The sequence below is a fragment of the Actinomadura sp. 3N407 genome (assembly GCF_052245875.1).
In the GTDB taxonomy this organism is placed as follows: Bacteria; Actinomycetota; Actinomycetes; order Streptosporangiales; family Streptosporangiaceae; genus Spirillospora.
The window spans coordinates 80,773-97,713 of the sequence record NZ_JBQQBP010000012.1 but is presented as its reverse complement, the minus strand read 5'-3'; the positions used below and the strand labels follow the sequence as shown (position 1 = coordinate 97,713).

Below are 16,941 nucleotides of genomic sequence, written 5' to 3'. Positions count from 1 at the left end.
GAAAAGGACACATGGACACTTCCACCATGGACGACCTGGCCGACGACGCATCCCAGGTCGTCGAGCTGCTGGACCGCATCGACAAGCGCTGCGACGCCTCCGAACCGGTACTGCAGTGCCGGAGTGCCGCCGCAAGGCTGCTGCTGAAACTGATCGCCGATCACGACCAGGGCCAAGGCGTGGTGTTCGATGACGCGCCGCGCGGCCGGTGGGCGCACAAGCCCACCGGCAAGGTGTTCAACGCGGCCACGTTCCAGGAACTCGACCGGCACAAGCTGGTCGACACCGGGAACGGCTTCGCCGATCCGGTGAAGATGAAGTGGGCCGGGGCGAAGGTCCTCGGGCTGATGCCGTGGACCACCCTGGTCTGCGTGTCGACCGAATCCGCAGCGGCCGTCGTCGCCGAGATCGGTGACGCGGGCAGCGAGTCCAACACCGTCGATCACGACGACACCCGTGTGATCATCTACTACACCGACAAGCGGTACCCGCTGGACCTGGCGTCCTGGGCCGTAGAGAACGGGCACGCCACCGACGCCCACGCCGGCGCCGTCATCGCCGATCTGTAAAGGGGTGCGGTCATGAGGACGATCAATCTCGTGGAAGAGTCCACCGGCGTGAAGGTGGACGACCCGGCCGTGGTGCGGGCGATGGAGGTGTACAACCACCTCGACGACATCGAGCGCCGCGACTTCTACACCTGCACGATTCAGGCGATGGCCGCGTACCAGCGGACCGGTGAGGCGTCACACCTCACGGCCCTGACCAGAATGTATGAGGAGATGGTCCGCGTCGACGCGATCCCGGGTCTGCGGGAGAAGTTCCGCGCTACCCGGAACGGCCCGCCACCGAAGCCCGCCGAGGAGGCGGACATCGAGGCGCTGATCACACGGCTGGGCGGTGAGGACACGAGTGGGACGTGAACCCGGACCTGAGAAGACGCCGGCCAGCGCACCTAGCCATACGTCACACGTTGGCTGGTGTGCCATCGCCGCCGTGATGACTGCTGGACAAGGAGAGCCGATGAAGCAGGCCAAACGACTCGGCATCACAACGTGCCTGTTGACGATGGCGGTCGGCGCTGCGTCCTGCACCATGGATGTCGGACTGTCAGAGACCGGCGCCAACTCCGGGAACCCCGGCGATGCCTCGGCGGCCTCCAAGACCCTGTCCAGCCTGCAGGTTCAGGCAGAGGGCGCCGGCGACGACTACGAGCGGGCCGCGTTCGGGACGCGCTGGAAGGACACCGACCGCAACGGCTGCGACCAGCGCAACGACGTCCTCGCCCGGGACCTGGAGAACGTCGGCAAGGACGGCAGCTGCATCGTCATGACCGGCCGCCTCCACGACCCCTACAGCGGCAAGGACATCACCTTCGCCAAGAAGGACGCCGCCGAGGTGCAGATCGACCACCTCTACCCGCTCGCGCTCGCCTGGCGGATGGGCGCCTCACGCTGGAGCGAGGACAAGCGGGAGACGTTCGCCAACGACCACCGCAACCTCCTCGCCGTCTGGGGCGTGCCCAACCAGCAGAAGAGCGACTCCGGCCCCGGCGAATGGAAACCGCGGAAGAGCTTCCAGTGCACCTACGCGATCAAGTACATCGCCGTCGCCCACAAGTACACGCTGCCCGTAACTCACGCTGACCGCGAAGCTCTCCGCGGCTTTCTCACTCGCTGCCGAGGGAGCGAGTGATCATGCCCACAGCCCCACCCACGCCGGGTCAGCCCACATTCCCGCACCACCACGGCGTCCACGCCAGCGAGATCGGCGAGGATGCAGACTTCGCTATCACGCTCTTCACCGACGACCGCACCCTGATCACCTCAGCCACCGGGTCCGGCAAGCACTCCGCCGCAGACCTGATGCATTTCGAGATCGACGCCGTCGTTGGCTCCGCGATGAGCGGCATCCTCACCAAACTCCAGACCCGGTTCACCCCCCGGACCGCGCTCGCCGACCTGCATCGCCGCATCCAGCGCAACCAGGGCGGGAAAACATGAGCCTCGGCCGAATCGGCGGCGTGTACGCCGCTCTCAACTCCGCCAGCATCTGGGCCGACCACGTTGTCCAGTCCGGCGACGACGCCCAAGCCAAGGCTGGGCACGGCTGGCCCGCGCGGGCGGCGTGCGCCCGGCACGTCGCCGAACTCACTGCCGTACAGATTGTTGCGCTCGCCGGCGTGTCCGCTGTGGCGGGCGAGCGTCTCAAGGCGCGTCGCGTCGTGGCCGGGCTGGCGTTCAACGCGGCTACGCATTACCTGCTGGACCGCCGTCCGTTCGCGCAGCGGCTCGCTTACGCGCTCGGGAAGGGAGCCTTCTACGACGAGTTCCCGGTGCAGCGGGAGACCTGGCTCGACCGGCACGGCCCCGGGTCGGGGCCGAACGCTTTGGATCAGAGTTGGCACGTGGGCCTCCTCGCCATCACCGCTGCCATCATCGCCGGAAAGGACTGAACGACCATGACCCTCAACGAGCTCCGCAAGCAGCTCGACGCCCTCAACGTCCCCGGCCACACCCCGGTCATACTCGCCAAGGACACCGAGGGGAACGGGTTCTCGCCCGCTTCGAACACCGAGGTCGCCATGTACGCCGCCGAGACCACCTGGTACGGGGAGCGATACATGACCGAGGAGGATCGGCAAGCAACACGCAGGCCAGACGAGCACGCCGAGGCTCCAGAGGCCGCGGTCCGTGCCGTGTTCCTCTGGCCCACCAACTGATCAGGGAGTCACCGTGACTGGCTCCATAACCCAGCGGACCCTCGATCTGTTGGGCATGCCAGGACAGCACATCACCGTGAAGTTCAGGGGAGAGCCGGTGACGGTACTCGCGGAACTGGACCCGTCAGGGAGAGCGCGCCGGGACGAGCCACCGGTGACCGACCTGCTGCACCTCGAACTCCTCACCGGAATCGGGCCAGCGCCCTGGTGGCCCCGTCCCGTGCGGATGTACGCAACGATCACCTACCGCAAGGACCCCCTTCGCGCAGTGCAGCGTGCGTCCCGATGGGCCTCCTATAGCGCCCGCGTCGCCGTCACCCCACGGGCGCGCATCGGCGACCGCGCGCTCGTAGAGGCACACGCACGCGGCGTGTGGCTGATCGGACGCGAGGAAGACACCGAGATTCTGCGAGTGGTCTCGCCTGGGGAGCGCGGCGCAGCGCCCGGTTCGAAACACGGGCTCGCTCACCGCCTGCTCGACGAACTGATCTGGGAAGCGCTCAACACGACGTAGGGATTGGGAAATCTCAGGACGATCGGACTCAAGATCACCTAGGAAGGGCAACATACGTATGGCCTGCCACGCTTATCAGCCCGAGCGCGAGGACCATTGGGACACCCAGAAAGCCCTTGGTGAGCAGGAGATGCTGCAGATCCGCTGCCATGCAGGGCCCACGCCCAGATCTCACCGCTGATGGCGGCCGGCGCGCTCACCCGCGCCGACCACGCGAGGTATCGGCGTGGGCTGTACCGGCTGATCGAGAACGGTTGGCAGACGCATCGCTGGTACCCGCCGAAGACCGCCTAAGAAGCGCGTACATGGGGCTCAAACCATTGCCGGACATTGGCATCACTAGAAAACCGGTGTACTGTCTACGTCAGGCACCCCGGTTCCGTCCTCTCTGGGGCCTGGCGGTCCACTGACCTCGTGCTCCGGCGAGAACCCCCCGAGCCTCGCCGGAGCACGACTATGCCGCCACCGAAACGGTTCTGGCCCCGTTCACTGCATCGTCGTCGAATCCTCTTGTTCGGAGGGGGCAGACCTCAAGCGGCTGCTGGCCCCTTTCGGGATGATCGTGCAGCTTGACAAGAGCGCGGAACAGGACTACCAGGCGATGCAGATGGCGCACGGCTGGTCAGCTGCGTCCAGGCGCACGCGTCCCGGGCGGAGGACGCCTACCGGATCAGCTCGGCGGCCAACGGGGAGACCGACAAGGAGACGTGGGAGAACGTCACCCAGGCATCGTTGACGGCGGCCGCCAGGGACATCGAGCTGCACACCGCGACCGGCGAACTGATGTCCGAAAGCGACTGACCGGATCCTGGCCGGAAAGTGTTTCGGCCGAAACGCTATCCGGCACGCGCCTGACTTGGCTGACGGAACTCCAAGCCGCTCACAGCAAGAGACCTGCGGCGGCGCAGGGCGAAGTCAGGATCTCGACTGTGGCCGCCGACATCTGCTCGCCATACAACACCACCGCGCCGGCGGCCCATAGGGCGTCGGCCAGCAGCGGGTCAGTGGGGCGCTGCCAGGCGGCGAGTTCGGCCGCGGTCACGGCGTCCCAGAAAAGAAAGTGCGCGGCGTATACCTGGTCGTGCGGGCCGGCGACCGCGTCGACCGCCTCGCGGCGAGCGGATCTCCAGCGTTGGTCGTCAATGCTGATGCGCGTGGTGAGCACAGAGTCCAGGCGGGCGCGGGGCAACCGCGCCGCTGTGGTCAGCAGTCGTCGTGCGGCGGGAGTGCGCGGTCCGTACACGGTGTCCACAGTGACCGGTGTGGGGAGCAAGACCTGTTCCCACGGCCCGGTCAGCAGCGCCAGGTCGGCGGCCTCCTGCTCGTTCTGTTCCTTGGCGCTGGCGTGCAGGGCGTCGGAGCGGTGTTCGGGACGATGGTCTGGCACCGCGAAACCAGGTGCGGCGGCCAGGCCGAGGACGGCGTCGAACAGTGCGAGCGCGCTGGTGACGCGATCATCAGCGGTCGCCGCCCCGACGAACGGCGCGGCGAGCCTGCGCTCCAACCCGATCATGGAGTGTGCCGGCGCGGGGACCGCGAACACATCGCACCAACGTTCCCAGCGGTCGGCCACCCAGCGCGCTGCCCTGGAGGTTCCCAGGCGGGCGATCACGCGGGCGCGTGCTTCGGCGCGGGCCTCGGTAGTGGTGCGCGCCGCGATCGCCAGGTGGTGCTGCTGGGTAAGGTTGAGAGTGACGGCGGTGAAGTCGAGCCGACGAAGCTGCTGGTCGTGGGTGAAGCTGACCGGCAGCATGACTTCCCCGTCCGCAGGCAGGCTCGGGCGTACCCCCACCGGCCGGGAGAGCGGATCGCGAGCTTCGGCGGCCGTTGCCACCTTCGGGTCTACGTCGGACAAGAGCCGGCGTTGTAGCTCCGCAGGCGCCCAGCGGGAATGGGCGACCGCCGCACGTACGGCCGGATCTGGGTCCTTCGCCAGGGCGGCCCACACGAAGGAGGGCGTGAAGTATCCGCGTGTGGCGGCGGCTTTTCGGACCTGCGGGCTCGGGTCGGCCAGTACACGGGCCCAGCGGGCGCCGTCCTGCTCAGAGATGCCGTTCGTGATCGCGGTCATGCGCACGCTAGGCGCCGGATCATCCAGCGGGTCGGCCATCTCCATCCCGGACGCAGCAGCATCGACGGGGACGGGCTGGCCGTCGGCTGCCGAGAGCGCGGCAAAGATGTGGCTGTCGAGCACGTGTAGGCCCGCGCGGCGGGCCGCGGCGCGCACACGCGGCGAGGCGTTATCCAGGAGCGCTCGGCGCACAGCCAAGCCCTGCTCCGACTCCGGCAGGCTGCGCATGTGGTAGTTGCGGGCCAACGCGACCAGCACCGCGACCTCCGGATCAGCGATGAGTATGGTCGCCGACACCTCGCCCTTGGAGTAGCGGTGGCGCGGCCCCACGATCAGGGGGAACGCCTGAGCTGCAAGAGCCCGGCACCGGACGTTCGACGACGTGGTGAACGCACGCAGCAGTTTCGCCAACGTGGTCTGTGCCGCGCTGGGGTCTTGCCGATGCTCCCATCCGTTCAGCAGGCCGTCGACAGCCTTTCCCAGTTCGGCGGCGGTGATCGCCGGAGCCGCCGCGATCAACTGCGGCACGTTGGCCCGGGACCGCAGCACGTGTCGGGAGATCGTGGCACGGGAGTGTCCCTTGGCCCGTGTCGCCAGTGTGGCGAGCACGCTCATCGGTAGCGCCGGGTTGCGTACTACGGCCGAGAGGCTGCCTTGCCAGGCTCCGTCGCCGAGCAGGAACTCCACCACGGCCGCCGGGGGGTCACGCAGTACTGATGCAGGCGCCGAGGGGTCGGTCCATACCTCCGCCGCCACAGCCGGGTCAAGGTCTGCGGCGCGCGACTTCCAGTTCGCCAGGTCCGTCACGACGTCCATCATCCCAACTAACGAAGAGCACTGGGCGACGCTGGGCTTCCCGCCGGATGGGTTGGACCTTGGCCCACGCAGTCGGACACATGGCCCGGCGCCCTGGAACGGTGACGGCCCGGTCACTGTCCTCTCGCGCCGAGATCATCCGCCAGCAGGACGGCCAGGTGATCGCCCTGAGCCCACGTTCCCACACCCTCAAGCGCCTACTTGAAGGGCTTAACGAGCTCGGCCTCCCAACCCCGTAGCCACCGAGTTGGCCAGGGCACAGGCGCCATGATCGCCTACGGCGCCACGCATTCCGGGCGTTCCTACAGGCGCGGCTGCCCCGGCCAGCTCACAGCGCCGACGTGTGACAGCAGAACGCGGATGCTACAACCGGGCGGGTGAGTCGCCTTGCAGGTGGTCCAGCGCCCGGGTGAGCAGCGGCCGGTGCGTCTCGTACAGGACACCGCCGGCGCGCTGCAGCGCCTCCTCCAGCACGCCGAGGTCTGTGAAGGGGAACCATCCGGTATCGGTGGCGTCGTCGGCGGCGGCCGCAGCCACCGGTGCGGGCAGGCGGAACAGCGCCGCGGTGGTGGCGACCCATGCGTGGTCGCTTTCGCGGGGGTCGGCCACCAGGGTGCTGCCCAGGATGTGCGGGGTGAGCGCGGCCAGGTCGACGCCGGTCTCCTCCCGCAGCTCCCGCACGAGCGCGGCCGGGGTGCTCTCGCCGGGGTCGCGCATGCCGCCGGGGATGGCCCAGGCTCCGCAGTCGGCGCGGCGGATCAGCAGCACCCGCCGGTCGGCGGAGCCGGTGCCGGCGACCACGATCGCGTCGGCCGCGGCGTTCTCGCCCCACTTGCCGAGGTTGCGGCCGGTCCGCCCGGTCCGCCCCGCCGGGTGCAGCGGCCGCCCGCGGCCGTCGACCTCGAAGGCGATGAGCGCGTCGGCGCGGCGGTCGGCGAGGTCGAACAGCTCCGTCGGGCCGGTCGCGGGCTCGGCCCACCCGGCCGCGACGCTGGCGTCCAGGCCCTCGCCGGGCTGCAGCTCGGCCGGGGTGATGTCCACCGGGGCGTACCCGGGGAACGGCACCGACCATGACCGCAGGGACGCTGGCACCCCACCCAAGGCGCCGCAGCCGAACCCAGCGGCCAGCCAGGGCGCCATCAGCGTGTCGTAGGCGGCCGGCGTCCACTCGGGGACGGTGCCGATCAGGTCGCCGGCGGCGATCGCCACCAGTTCGTGGCCGTAGGCGCACGACACGGCCGTTGACCACCACCAGGGGTCGGCGCCGGTGGCGGCCAGGGCGGCCAGAGCCGCGTCCAGGCAAGTGCCCATGGCCTCGCTGGTTGCGTCGGCCACGGCGTAGTAGCGGGCGGCCGCGGGGGAGGCGTCGGTGTCGCCGCGCAGGTATTCGCGGGCAATCCGGGCGGTGGCGAGGATCTCGTCTGCCTGCGGTCCCAGCAGCCCGGCCAGGGGCGCGTCCCCGACGACTTCCCAGCCGTCGTCGCCCCGGTCGCGGACGGCCAGGAGCCGGGCGGTGGCAGTGCCTGCCAGGAAGGCTCGGGCCTCGATCCGGTTGCCGTAATGGTGCTCGAACACCAGCTCGCCGACGGGCAGCCGCCGCGGGTCGGTCACCGCGGTCAGGTGGCTACCCAGCATCGTGCCGGGACCGACCGGGCCGGGCAGGCCGGCCAGGGTGTGCCGGTCGGCGAGCGTGACGTACATCGGCGCGGCCTCGTCGACCACCCGCACCCGCCCGGCGGCAGGCCGGTCGACGACGGGCTTGTCCAGGTCGCGGTGGCCGAGACGTACGGCCAGGCCGTGGGTCTCGGACAGGCCGGTGGCCAGCAGGTCGCCGACGGTGGCGGCGCGGTGGCGGCCGCCGGCGCATCCCACGGCGATGGTGACGGGCCCGGCGGACGGGCCGTCCAGGTAGGCCAGCACCGCGTGCTCGGCGGCGTCCACCAGGCCCAGGATGCCGGGCGTGGTCCGCACCGCCTCGTGCACGGCGATGTCGCGGGCGGTCAGGCACCGCATCGCCGGGTCGACGTGCGGGTCCCGGAAGTGCTCGCGCAGGTCGACGGTCAGGTGCGCGGCCGGGGCGGGGCCATGCAGGTAGCCGAACGTGGTGATGCTGATCTCGTGCATGATCGTCCTCCGGTCGGATAGCGGGGCCGCTTACCCCGGTGCAAACTGTACAGCGGTTTACTGTGTTTTGGAAGGTGAGGCGGCATCGGGCGCCTCGTCGTCGTCGCCCACCAATTGCAGGATCGGCGTGGCCCCGGTCGGCATGGCGTCATCCGCGCCGTCGACGTCGTGTGCTTGGCCACCTAGGATGATGCGGAGCGCCGGCGGCTTGGCCGCGACGGCCGTCTCCATGACTGGCCAGTCGTCGGCGCGGATCCCCACTGCGGGCGGTTTCCATGCCGGGGATGCCCACGCGTACGCGTCAGGCCATGAGGCGTTGATGTAGCAGGGCAGCAACCCGCCGACGTTGGGGACCGGGTCGGGGACGATACCGGCCCGCACCGCTCGTTCAGCCCGATCCACCTGGTCGGCGTAGTCGCGGTGCCGGGAGCAGAACCCGGCGAGCCGCCACCGCCCGGTCTCGGCGTCGGTGACACGGAACTGGGTCTGCGGAGACCGGCCGCACACCCCAGCAGAGCGGGCCTTGGGCGCCAGGCACCCGGTGCGGATGTGCCAGTCCGGGGGCTCGTAGCGGGGCGCGTCCGCCGCGATCAGCATTCTGAACGCCGTCCCGGTCAACCCCATGATCTCCCGCGCCCGCGGCCAGATCGCCTCGGACGAAGGCCGCTCCACGTACACCGTCCAGACGGTGGTGACGGCGAGCGTCCGCACCTTCAGCATCTCCCGGTTGACGGCGAACCGGGTGTCGGCGTGGATCCGGTTGATCAGATCCCGCGCCTTCAGCAGCCGCTCAAGCTCCTTGTCTCCGATCATCCCCCCGCCTCCCTGCGAGCCTCCCGCCGCGCCGCGAGCGCCGGCACTGCAGCGGTGACCAGCGCGGCGAACTCCTCGGGGTGGGCGGCGGCAAGCCCCGCCAAGGCGTGCAACTCGGCGGTGAGCTGGTCGCTCGCCGCACTGCTGAACGGGTCGATGTCGCGGACGATGAGCGCGCCGGGATCGCCCTGCCAGGAAGCGTGGGCATGCAGGTCCGATCTGGACCGGCACACCTTGCACACCTCCTCCAGCACACCGCGGCCCTCCGCGCGGATCGTCTCGATGAGCTCGGCGCGGGTCCCGATCACCACGACTTTGCCGTCGCCGGTGGTCTTCCCGCATTCGGTGCGCAGCCGCGCACCCGGGGCCAACTGTCGCCACGGCGGCGACTCCCGCAAGATGTGGGATCGGCGGCCGCGCGGCCGAGGCCGCGGCGCCCCGTTGTCGTGGGGGCACGGCCACGCCTCATCGTGGATGCGGCACCGCAGCACCACCGGGGCCGGTTCGCGGTCATTTGGCTCCCCGACAACGGCCAAGCCGGGCGGGCCCGCGACGGTGTTGCGGTACTCGCAGGGGAGCGCGGCAGCGTCGCGGGTCATCGGGGCGTCTTCTCCTCGTCGCTGAGGGCGGCGAGGGTCTCGTTCACGGCGCGGATGGTCGGGCACTCCCATTCCACGGTCCACACGTCGGCGAGCCGGCAGCAGCCCTCGCAGTACCGCGTTCCGCCCATGCTGACGGGGTAGTGCACTTGCCGGACGGCCTGGTCGACGATCAACGCCCCGGCAGGGCCGTCGGCGGCGGTCGGCCGCATCGCGGCCCGCAGCAGCAGCCGGACGGTGTCGAGGTTGTCCAGCACGTGGGCATGGACCGAGCACCGGGCGGACTCGGTGCACACACACGAGTTCATGACGAGCGCATCCAGCAGCAAACCCAGGTCGAGCTGCGCGAGCCGGTCACCCGTCCGGAACGTGTACCGGGCCTCCCGGTCGGCGGCCGTGCTCCACAGCAGCCGCACGAGCGCGCGCTCTCGGTCCTGGCCGGGCTCGACGGGCACCGTGGCGGCTCCGAGCTTCAGGCTGTGGACACCGTCGCCGCGGTGCGTCGTCATCTGCAGTTCGACGTCCTCCAGCACCTCCTCGGCGGCGGTGGCGGCGGTGGCGAGCGCGGCGAGGACGCCGGCGGTGGCGTCCTTGTCGAACCGCACCGTGTAGACGCTCCGGGCGCCGAGTTCGACGATTCCGGCGTCGTCCAACAGGTTCAGCAGCCGACCCGCTTTGGCGAACCCGACCCGGATGCCGCGCTGGATGTCGCTCGCCCTCACGGTCTTGGAGCGGCGGTTCAGCAGCCACCTGACAGTATCGACCAGCAGGTCCTTGTCGTGGCCAGCGTCCACCCGCCGCACCTTCGGGGCCGGAGTGGTGTTGTTGCTCATGACGATCCCCAGTTCTCTTCCTTGTTGGTTCAGCTGGTTCAGGCGGCGAGTGCCCAGGCGGTGTGGAACTGGCCGCGCAGGCCTCGATCGACGTCGCCGCGGTCCAGGTCGATGCCGGTGAGGCACTCCACCAGCGCGCACATCAGCACCTCGGCGACGTTGGGGGTGACGGCGTTGCCGTACTGGCGCATCTGGTCGTCGTGGTCGCCGAACACGACGTAGTTGTCCATGAACGCCATCGCGCGCCCGGCCTCGGCCGCGAGCAGCATCCGGTACAGCACGTCCTCAACTACGACCTCGATGTCGGGCCCGACGTTGGCGGTGGCGAGCGCGTACCGGTCCTTGGTGGACAGCGTCCCGACCGGCACGTTCACAGGGGAGGCGTTCCCGTTGGAGTAGTAGGGGACCAGCAGGTGCGTCTGCTCCCAGGGGACCGGCGACTGGCGGCCCTGGCGGGTCAACGTCCGCAGATGCTCCGATGGCGGCGTGCACAGCTCGCTGCCGTCGTCACGGGCGGTGAAGTTCCGCGTGATGACTGACTGCGGCATCGCCGGCAGCGGGGCGAGGTCTGCGGCCGAGGTGACGTCGTTGAACTGCAACTGCTGCGGCCATCCGGCGGGGATGGCGAGCCCATCGGTGTCGCGGGTCATGCGGGTCGGCATCGGCGCAGACAGGGGGCTCGCCTCGGTTCGCCACGACCCGCCGCACGGTGTCACCAGCGGTTGCGCGTGCTTACGGATCCCGGCGATGATCCGCTCGATCGTGGACGGCGCCAGGCCCTGCGGCTTCTTCTTCGTGCGGGGCCGCTCCCCGATCGGGGTACCTGGCACCGTCCAGTCGACCGCCAGGACGGCGGCCGGGACGGACGGCTCCACGATCCGGTTCCGGCACAACCCCTTCGGGCACCGGTACCAGTATTGGCCGTCCCGCCCGTACACGCCCATGTCGACGCCAGGCCGCTTCCACACCTGCATCGCGTCGACGATCTGGTCGCAGGACGGGCAGTGCGCCCGCGGCCGTAGCCATTTGTCCCAGTCGGGGTTCCGGCCGAGCGAAACATGCCAGTACGCCAGGTAGAGCCGGTCCCGCGACTGCGGAGGGTCCGGGGACTCGGGGGCCCGCACATGCATGGAGTTCAGGGCGATCAGTCGGGTGCAGTACCCGAGCTTCTCGATCTCGCGGCGCCACCGCACGAACTCGTCCCACTTGCGGCACTGCACGACGTTCTCGACCACACCGATCAGGACGGGTTTGCCTGCCTGCGCCCAGTGCCGCAGGTTCCGCGGGATCTCCTCCATCAGCGCCCGCATCCGCATGGTGTGCTGGTCGGGCCCGGCGTTCCCGAACTCCTCGTCGTCGAGGACCTGCTGGTTGGAGCGGTCGAAGTCGCGTTTCTTTCCACGGGAATCCGTCCACGGCGGGCAGGCTGGCGAGTCCCACGCCGACAGCCCGTGCGGAAACCGGGTGATGTCGGCCTCCACGATGTCGCCACAGAAATGATCAGCTTCGGGGAACGCGTTCTGATGGGTCTGCACCGCGACCTCGTTGTGGTTCGCGCCGAACACCACCTTGATGCCGGGGACTCGGGCGGCGCCGACGGCGTCGCCGCCGGCGCCGGCGAACCGGATGGTGTGCGGAATCTCTCCGATCTCATAGCGAGCTGGCGCTGAGCGGGCCGGCCCTGACACGGGACTCACTTACTGCACTCCCCTGGGATGGTGATGACCAGGTCAGCAACGTCGTCGGGCACGGCGTGGGTGTCGCCCGTCCGGCCGGTCAAGGCCGCGGCCGCGGCGCCGACCCTCATGCCGTCGACGTCGATACCGGTCTCCACCGCCCGGAAGATGAGTGTCTGGACGGCCTCGCCGTGGGTGTTGTGCGGCCACCGCAGGTTCAAGGTCTTGCGGTGCCCTTCCCAGCGGGCCTCGTCGTCGTAGTCGTCCATGAACCGGCGGAACGCGTCGGCCTCAGCGGCGGCCTCCCACGCCGCCCGCACCGACGCGATCGCGTCGAGCGCGGTGCGCCGCATCCGCGCGGCCGCGTCGCGGGAGCGGGAGTAGGCGACCGTGAGACCGTGCAGGTCCGCCAACACGTCGTCGTCGGTGTGGACGAGTTGCTGTGGGTCCCACGGGGGTGCGGGCAGCTTCCCGGGCGTGGTGGGGACGGTCATGTCCCGGGTGCCGGGCCACCGGACGGGGATGAGCGCGGGTGCGCCGGCGGTGGTGCGGGAGCACGTGAACGGCACCTCCGTGATGCTCAGCCGGGGCGACGGGCCGGTGAGGGGCCGGTCGGACGACTCCAACGCGGTCGGCTCGAGCCGCCAAACGATCAGCTGCCGGGCGGCGGCGTTGAACGCGGCGGCCAAGACGTCACCAGGGTCCCGGGGACGGCCTTGGTATCCGGACTCGCGGACACGGTCGCCGCTGACGGCGATGGCCTGCCTGGTGAACTCGGCCAGTTCAGGGTCAGTGAAGTGGTCACGTGACAGGGCGTCGAGGTCCCAGCGCTCCCATGCCGGTGCGTGCCACAGGATCCGCCAGGTGTGGCGACTGCGGGGCATCACCCAGTCGCGGGCGCGGATCGTGACGCCGGTCGCGCCCGTGGAGTGTTCCCGCACCCACACATTCGCGGGTGCGGCCCCCGGAGGCAGGGTGCGCGGCTGCGGCTCCAAGGCCACGTACCCGCCCTGACGGGTCCGGGCGACCATCATCGCGCCGGGGATCTGACTGCGGAGCCGGGCGACCATCACGGCCTCGGCCTCGGGGTCGGTAAGGGCGCGGCGCCGGTCGGCGAGTCGGGCCTGCTGCTCGGCGACGATCGCAGTGATCGCGGCGGCCTCCACCTTCGGGTCGTCCGGGTTGACCAGCGGCCGGTGGATCCGGTTCTTCAGCTTCCACCACCGCACCAGGTCGGGCACATCGCGGCGGGCCTGCGCGAGGTCGAGCTCGGGGAAGGTGTTGGTGAGCTCACCGGCGAGCAACTCGCAGAACGGGGCCTCGGCTTCGGCCTCAGCGTGCTTGGTGTCAATGACGGTCTGCAGCAGCGGCATCATGTCCACGTAGGCGTGCCGTTCGGTGCGGGCGCCCATGTAGACGGCGCATTCTTCGGCGGTGACCAGGTCGACGGGGATGATCCAGGTGTCGTCGGGGCTGATGCGGCAGGATGCGCGCCGCGCCGCCGGCCGCGGACCTTCGCCGGGAACCCAGATCTGGTCGGGCCTGTCGTACAGGAACCGCAGTTCCCCGTCGCGGTCGCGTTCGATCGTGTACAGGGTGCCGGTGTCGGGCCATCCGGCGCCTTCTGGGGTGATGCGGGAGTGGGCGTTGTAGCGGTGCTTCCAGTCCGGGGCCAGCGCCCGGAACCGTTCGGTGTTGAACGCCCCCACGACCCGCATCCCGGGCCGCAGTCGCCGATTGAGGCGCTGCAGCCAGACCTTGAAGGGCTCGCGGCCCGTCCCGAGCGTCGCCTCGGCGTCGTTGACAGTGCGGACGTGCCCGGCAGTGTAGGACTCCTCGGACAGGACGCTGACCGTCGGAACGGGCAGCGGGTGGAACACCACGGTCCGGTCGATCAGGCCCTGCAGGATCAACGCCGCGCGCATGAAGTGACGCTGCCGCGCGTTCGCGGCCTTCTCCGCCCGCAGCCACTCCCCCGTGCCCGGCTGCAGCTGCCGCGGCTCGGCCCCGGTGAACGACCGGGTCGTGAAGAAGGAGAGGAACTCGTCCCGGGCGGGGACGAGCCGTTCCCCCACGGTGAAGTCGGTGACCATCCGGTACAGGCGGTCCCCGTTGCGGATCAGCCAATACGACTGGTGGTTGGCTTCGTCCATGGCCTTCTGCAGCCATGGGTCGCCGTAGTCGCGTGGGGTGCGGCGCGGCACCAGCACAACCACGCCGCGCGGCTCGGGCAGCACCTGCTCCAGGTGCTCAGGGGCGCTGCTGACCCAGGTGTCGAACTCCTCCAGGTTCCGCACGTCGATCCCGCCGGAGGTGGCGGCGACCAAGCACTCCTGGTCCATCGACAGCACCAGCTGCCGCACCGTGATCGGGGTGTCGGCAGGGGCCGGGTCACCGTCGGTGAGAGTGATGATCTCTTCGTCGCGGCCGAGGTACAGGTTCACTGTCCAGATCGTCTCTTCGAGCCGGGCGACCTGTTCTCGCAGCGGAGCCAGCCGTGCCGTCGCGGCCTGGATCTGCGCCGTCATCTCCTGCCGGAACTTCTCGATGCTGGCGTGCAGGGCGGCCTCCTGGTCCAGTGCGCGGCGACGCATGTCGGCGGCGTGGGCCTTCACCTGCGGCGCGGCGCGGCCCGATACGGCGGCCAGCTCCCCGCTGCCCTCACCGTTGTCGCTGCGACCGTTGTCGGTGAGGGCGGTGTCGGCGGCGGCCGCCGCGGACTGCATCTCATTCAGCGCCGCGACCACCTCCCCGCCAGGTCCGTCGGCCGGGGATGATCCGTGGGCTGATTCAGCCATCGACAGCACCCCCGTCGCCGCCCGCAACGCAGCCCACGGCCTCACCGCGCAGCGACTCGCCGTCGGCCTCGCCATGCAGCGGAAGACCCGCTGCCCGCAGCGCCTCCGTCAGGACGTGCGCGAGTGACATCGCATCCGCCGAGCCGAGCCTGTGGCCCCGCCCCTGGTTCAGGTGCCAGTGCTTAACCAGCGCGTTGGTCAGCGTGGCGCGCGTCACGGCAGGCCGCAGCAGGTCCACGAACCGGCGCTGCGCCTCCCCGTAGGCGGCGTTGCGCGCCGCGACCGCGGCGTCGGCCCGCTGCACCACCCTCGGGTCGGTGTCGTCCAGCAGCTTCAAGGTCCGGCACGGGAACGCCTCCCCACACCCGAGGCAGCGGCCACCGACGCCCTCGTGGAACTCACGCACCTGCTGGATCACAATCTCGTGCCGCAGGTTCGCCGCCTGAAGGAAGTCGGTGAATGCGCGCGCGGTGTTCAGGTCGGCCCGCAGCCGGCCGGTGGCGGCGTCGGCGGCCGCAGCCGTGTCCTCCAGCGCCGCTACCTCGGCGCGGGCCTCGACCCGCGCCTCCGCACGGCCCCGTTTCGCCGACCGCCACGCCGACCACAACCGCGACGTGCGCCAGTTCAGGACGGTCGCGCGGCGGCTGAGGGCCTCGTACTGCTCCCTCCAACCCCGCTCGTCACGCTGCGCCGCCGCCCGGGCGTTGTCCAGCTCGCTGCGGAGCCGAGCCACCTCCGCGGCAGCGTTCTCGTTGTGGTCGGCGACGATCTGGGCGGCGGCCGCGCGGTGCGCGTCGTCGTCGGCGTCCTCGCCGGGGTCCCAGGTGTTCAGGTCCCAATGGGCGATCAGGTCGCCCGCCTCCCAGGAGGCAGGCGTCTGATAGCCGGTGATCTCGCCGTGCTCATCGCGGGTGACGTGCCGCAGCACGTCCTCCCGCCAGATCCGCAGGTTGCCCTCACAGTCGGACAGGAACCACCGCGCCTGCTCGGGGGCTTGGGCAGGTGGCGGGGGGGCTGTGGTGGTGGCGGTCGTTTCCGTCATTGCTGCTGGTCCTCTCGATGCTTCTGCTCGTGTGATGCGGCGTCGCTTTCAGCTGTGGCCGCGGCGGGGATGTCGGAAAGGTGGATTTCCTCGCCGCCTGGGAGCCGGAAGTCGTGACCGCCGCCGGCGAGGTAGGCCAAGTAGGCGGCCCGGTCCTGGCAGTAGCCGCAGCCGGGTTCCGGACTGGTGACCGGATGGAGGTCGCAGTGCGCGTGAGCGGCGAGCCGCTCGGCCAGGAGCCGGGTGATCGCCCGACCGCCGGCCGCGCGGGTGGGCGGCTCGATCGCTGAAGCCATGACTTCCAGGTACCGGGCCGGGTTCCGCATCACGGTGAGCAGCGCGTTCCCGTAGCTGGACTGGAAGTCGGGGCCCTGCCACCGCGCAGCGAGAAGCTGTAGCGCGTCCAGCAGTTGCCGCAGGCACCGCTGGGCGGTGTCGCGTTCATTGTGCAAGTCCTCGGCCCGCCGGACGAGACTGGACAGGGCGCGGGCGTCGGCGGCGCGGTGCGATGCCACCAGCCGGATTGCGGCGCCGCGCTCGTCGACCAGCTCCAACAGGCCGGGGATGTCGTGGGCAACAAGTGCACCGAGCGCCTTGAGGTCGGTGTCGTTGAGGGTGACGTCCGAAAGTCGCCCGTTGCTGCCAGGGGCGGGGGCGGCCAACGCCAGGAACTGCACCTGGCCGAGCCGCTCTCGGATCTTGGTGGTGTCGTGGGTGGTCGCGGTGTCGATCGCGGTGTCTGGGGTGGTGGGCTGGTCAGGCATGTCCGGGCCCTTCTGGGGTGAGGGGACCCCATTCGTCATTCGTCTCTGGTCTTGCGGTGGACTTGGGCGAACGCGCCAGGAACGCGTCCCGGCCCCCTGGGCGCGGGCTGGTGGTGGTCGGCGAAGGTGTCGTCGCACCACCCGATGTCGATGCCGTGGCCGCGCTAAT

General features: G+C 70.2%; 16 protein-coding genes. 7 read left to right on the top strand and 9 right to left on the bottom strand.

Annotated features, from left to right (window positions below; genetic code table 11):
* Nucleotides 1-11: 11 nt before the first annotated feature.
* The 7 genes from ACTWPP_RS27935 to ACTWPP_RS27905 all read left to right on the top strand — a co-directional run bounded on the left by ACTWPP_RS27935 (nucleotide 12) and on the right by ACTWPP_RS27905 (nucleotide 3,236).
* Nucleotides 12-569 (top strand): hypothetical protein, encoded by a 558-nt coding sequence (locus ACTWPP_RS27935; RefSeq protein ID WP_443107359.1) that lies wholly within the window; start codon nucleotides 12-14, stop codon nucleotides 567-569.
* A 12-nt stretch (nucleotides 570-581) separates the two neighbouring features.
* Nucleotides 582-923, top strand: a complete 342-nt coding sequence (locus ACTWPP_RS27930; RefSeq protein WP_443107358.1) for a hypothetical protein — start codon at nucleotides 582-584, stop codon at nucleotides 921-923.
* 100 nt (nucleotides 924-1,023) lie between these two features.
* Nucleotides 1,024-1,695, top strand: a complete 672-nt coding sequence (locus tag ACTWPP_RS27925) for an HNH endonuclease family protein (protein ID WP_443107357.1) — start codon at nucleotides 1,024-1,026, stop codon at nucleotides 1,693-1,695.
* A gap of 2 nt (nucleotides 1,696-1,697) precedes the next feature.
* Nucleotides 1,698-2,003 (top strand): hypothetical protein, encoded by a 306-nt coding sequence (locus ACTWPP_RS27920; protein WP_443107356.1) that lies wholly within the window; start codon nucleotides 1,698-1,700, stop codon nucleotides 2,001-2,003.
* Nucleotides 2,000-2,455, top strand: coding sequence for a transcriptional regulator (locus ACTWPP_RS27915; protein WP_443107355.1), 456 nt, complete (start codon nucleotides 2,000-2,002; stop codon nucleotides 2,453-2,455). The genes ACTWPP_RS27920 and ACTWPP_RS27915 overlap by 4 nt, the downstream gene beginning before the upstream one ends.
* A 6-nt stretch (nucleotides 2,456-2,461) precedes the next feature.
* Entirely contained in the window at nucleotides 2,462-2,722 is a 261-nt protein-coding gene (locus tag ACTWPP_RS27910; protein ID WP_443107354.1) for a hypothetical protein, read from the top strand.
* 154 nt (nucleotides 2,723-2,876) lie between these two features.
* A complete protein-coding gene (locus ACTWPP_RS27905; RefSeq protein WP_443107353.1) occupies nucleotides 2,877-3,236 on the top strand; it encodes a hypothetical protein in 360 nt (119 codons plus the stop codon).
* Nucleotides 3,237-4,116: 880 nt separating this feature from the next.
* Here the strand turns inward: ACTWPP_RS27905 and ACTWPP_RS27900 are convergent.
* From ACTWPP_RS27900 to ACTWPP_RS27860, 9 genes are all read right to left on the bottom strand, one after another.
* Nucleotides 4,117-6,126, bottom strand: a complete 2,010-nt coding sequence (locus ACTWPP_RS27900; protein ID WP_443107352.1) for a hypothetical protein — start codon at nucleotides 6,124-6,126, stop codon at nucleotides 4,117-4,119.
* 360 nt (nucleotides 6,127-6,486) lie between these two features.
* Nucleotides 6,487-8,247 (bottom strand): RapZ C-terminal domain-containing protein, encoded by a 1,761-nt coding sequence (locus ACTWPP_RS27895; protein WP_443107351.1) that lies wholly within the window; start codon nucleotides 8,245-8,247, stop codon nucleotides 6,487-6,489.
* 57 nt (nucleotides 8,248-8,304) lie between these two features.
* Entirely contained in the window at nucleotides 8,305-9,060 is a 756-nt protein-coding gene (locus ACTWPP_RS27890; RefSeq protein WP_443107350.1) for a hypothetical protein, read from the bottom strand.
* Nucleotides 9,057-9,659: a hypothetical protein gene (locus ACTWPP_RS27885; RefSeq protein ID WP_443107349.1), complete on the bottom strand. Its 603-nt coding sequence runs from the start codon at nucleotides 9,657-9,659 to the stop codon at nucleotides 9,057-9,059. The genes ACTWPP_RS27890 and ACTWPP_RS27885 overlap by 4 nt, the downstream gene beginning before the upstream one ends.
* Nucleotides 9,656-10,492: a hypothetical protein gene (locus tag ACTWPP_RS27880; RefSeq protein WP_443107348.1), complete on the bottom strand. Its 837-nt coding sequence runs from the start codon at nucleotides 10,490-10,492 to the stop codon at nucleotides 9,656-9,658. The genes ACTWPP_RS27885 and ACTWPP_RS27880 overlap by 4 nt, the downstream gene beginning before the upstream one ends.
* Before the next feature lie 38 nt (nucleotides 10,493-10,530).
* A complete protein-coding gene (locus tag ACTWPP_RS27875) occupies nucleotides 10,531-12,189 on the bottom strand; it encodes a DNA cytosine methyltransferase (RefSeq protein WP_443107347.1) in 1,659 nt (552 codons plus the stop codon).
* The gene (locus ACTWPP_RS27870) at nucleotides 12,186-14,966 is read right to left on the bottom strand and encodes a hypothetical protein (RefSeq protein ID WP_443107346.1); all 2,781 of its coding nucleotides are present in this window, start codon (nucleotides 14,964-14,966) and stop codon (nucleotides 12,186-12,188) included. The genes ACTWPP_RS27875 and ACTWPP_RS27870 overlap by 4 nt, the downstream gene beginning before the upstream one ends.
* Nucleotides 14,959-16,008: a hypothetical protein gene (locus ACTWPP_RS27865; RefSeq protein ID WP_443107345.1), complete on the bottom strand. Its 1,050-nt coding sequence runs from the start codon at nucleotides 16,006-16,008 to the stop codon at nucleotides 14,959-14,961. Before ACTWPP_RS27865 ends, ACTWPP_RS27870 begins: the two co-directional genes overlap by 8 nt.
* Nucleotides 16,005-16,772: a hypothetical protein gene (locus tag ACTWPP_RS27860; RefSeq protein WP_443107344.1), complete on the bottom strand. Its 768-nt coding sequence runs from the start codon at nucleotides 16,770-16,772 to the stop codon at nucleotides 16,005-16,007. The genes ACTWPP_RS27865 and ACTWPP_RS27860 overlap by 4 nt, the downstream gene beginning before the upstream one ends.
* Nucleotides 16,773-16,941 lie beyond the last annotated feature (169 nt).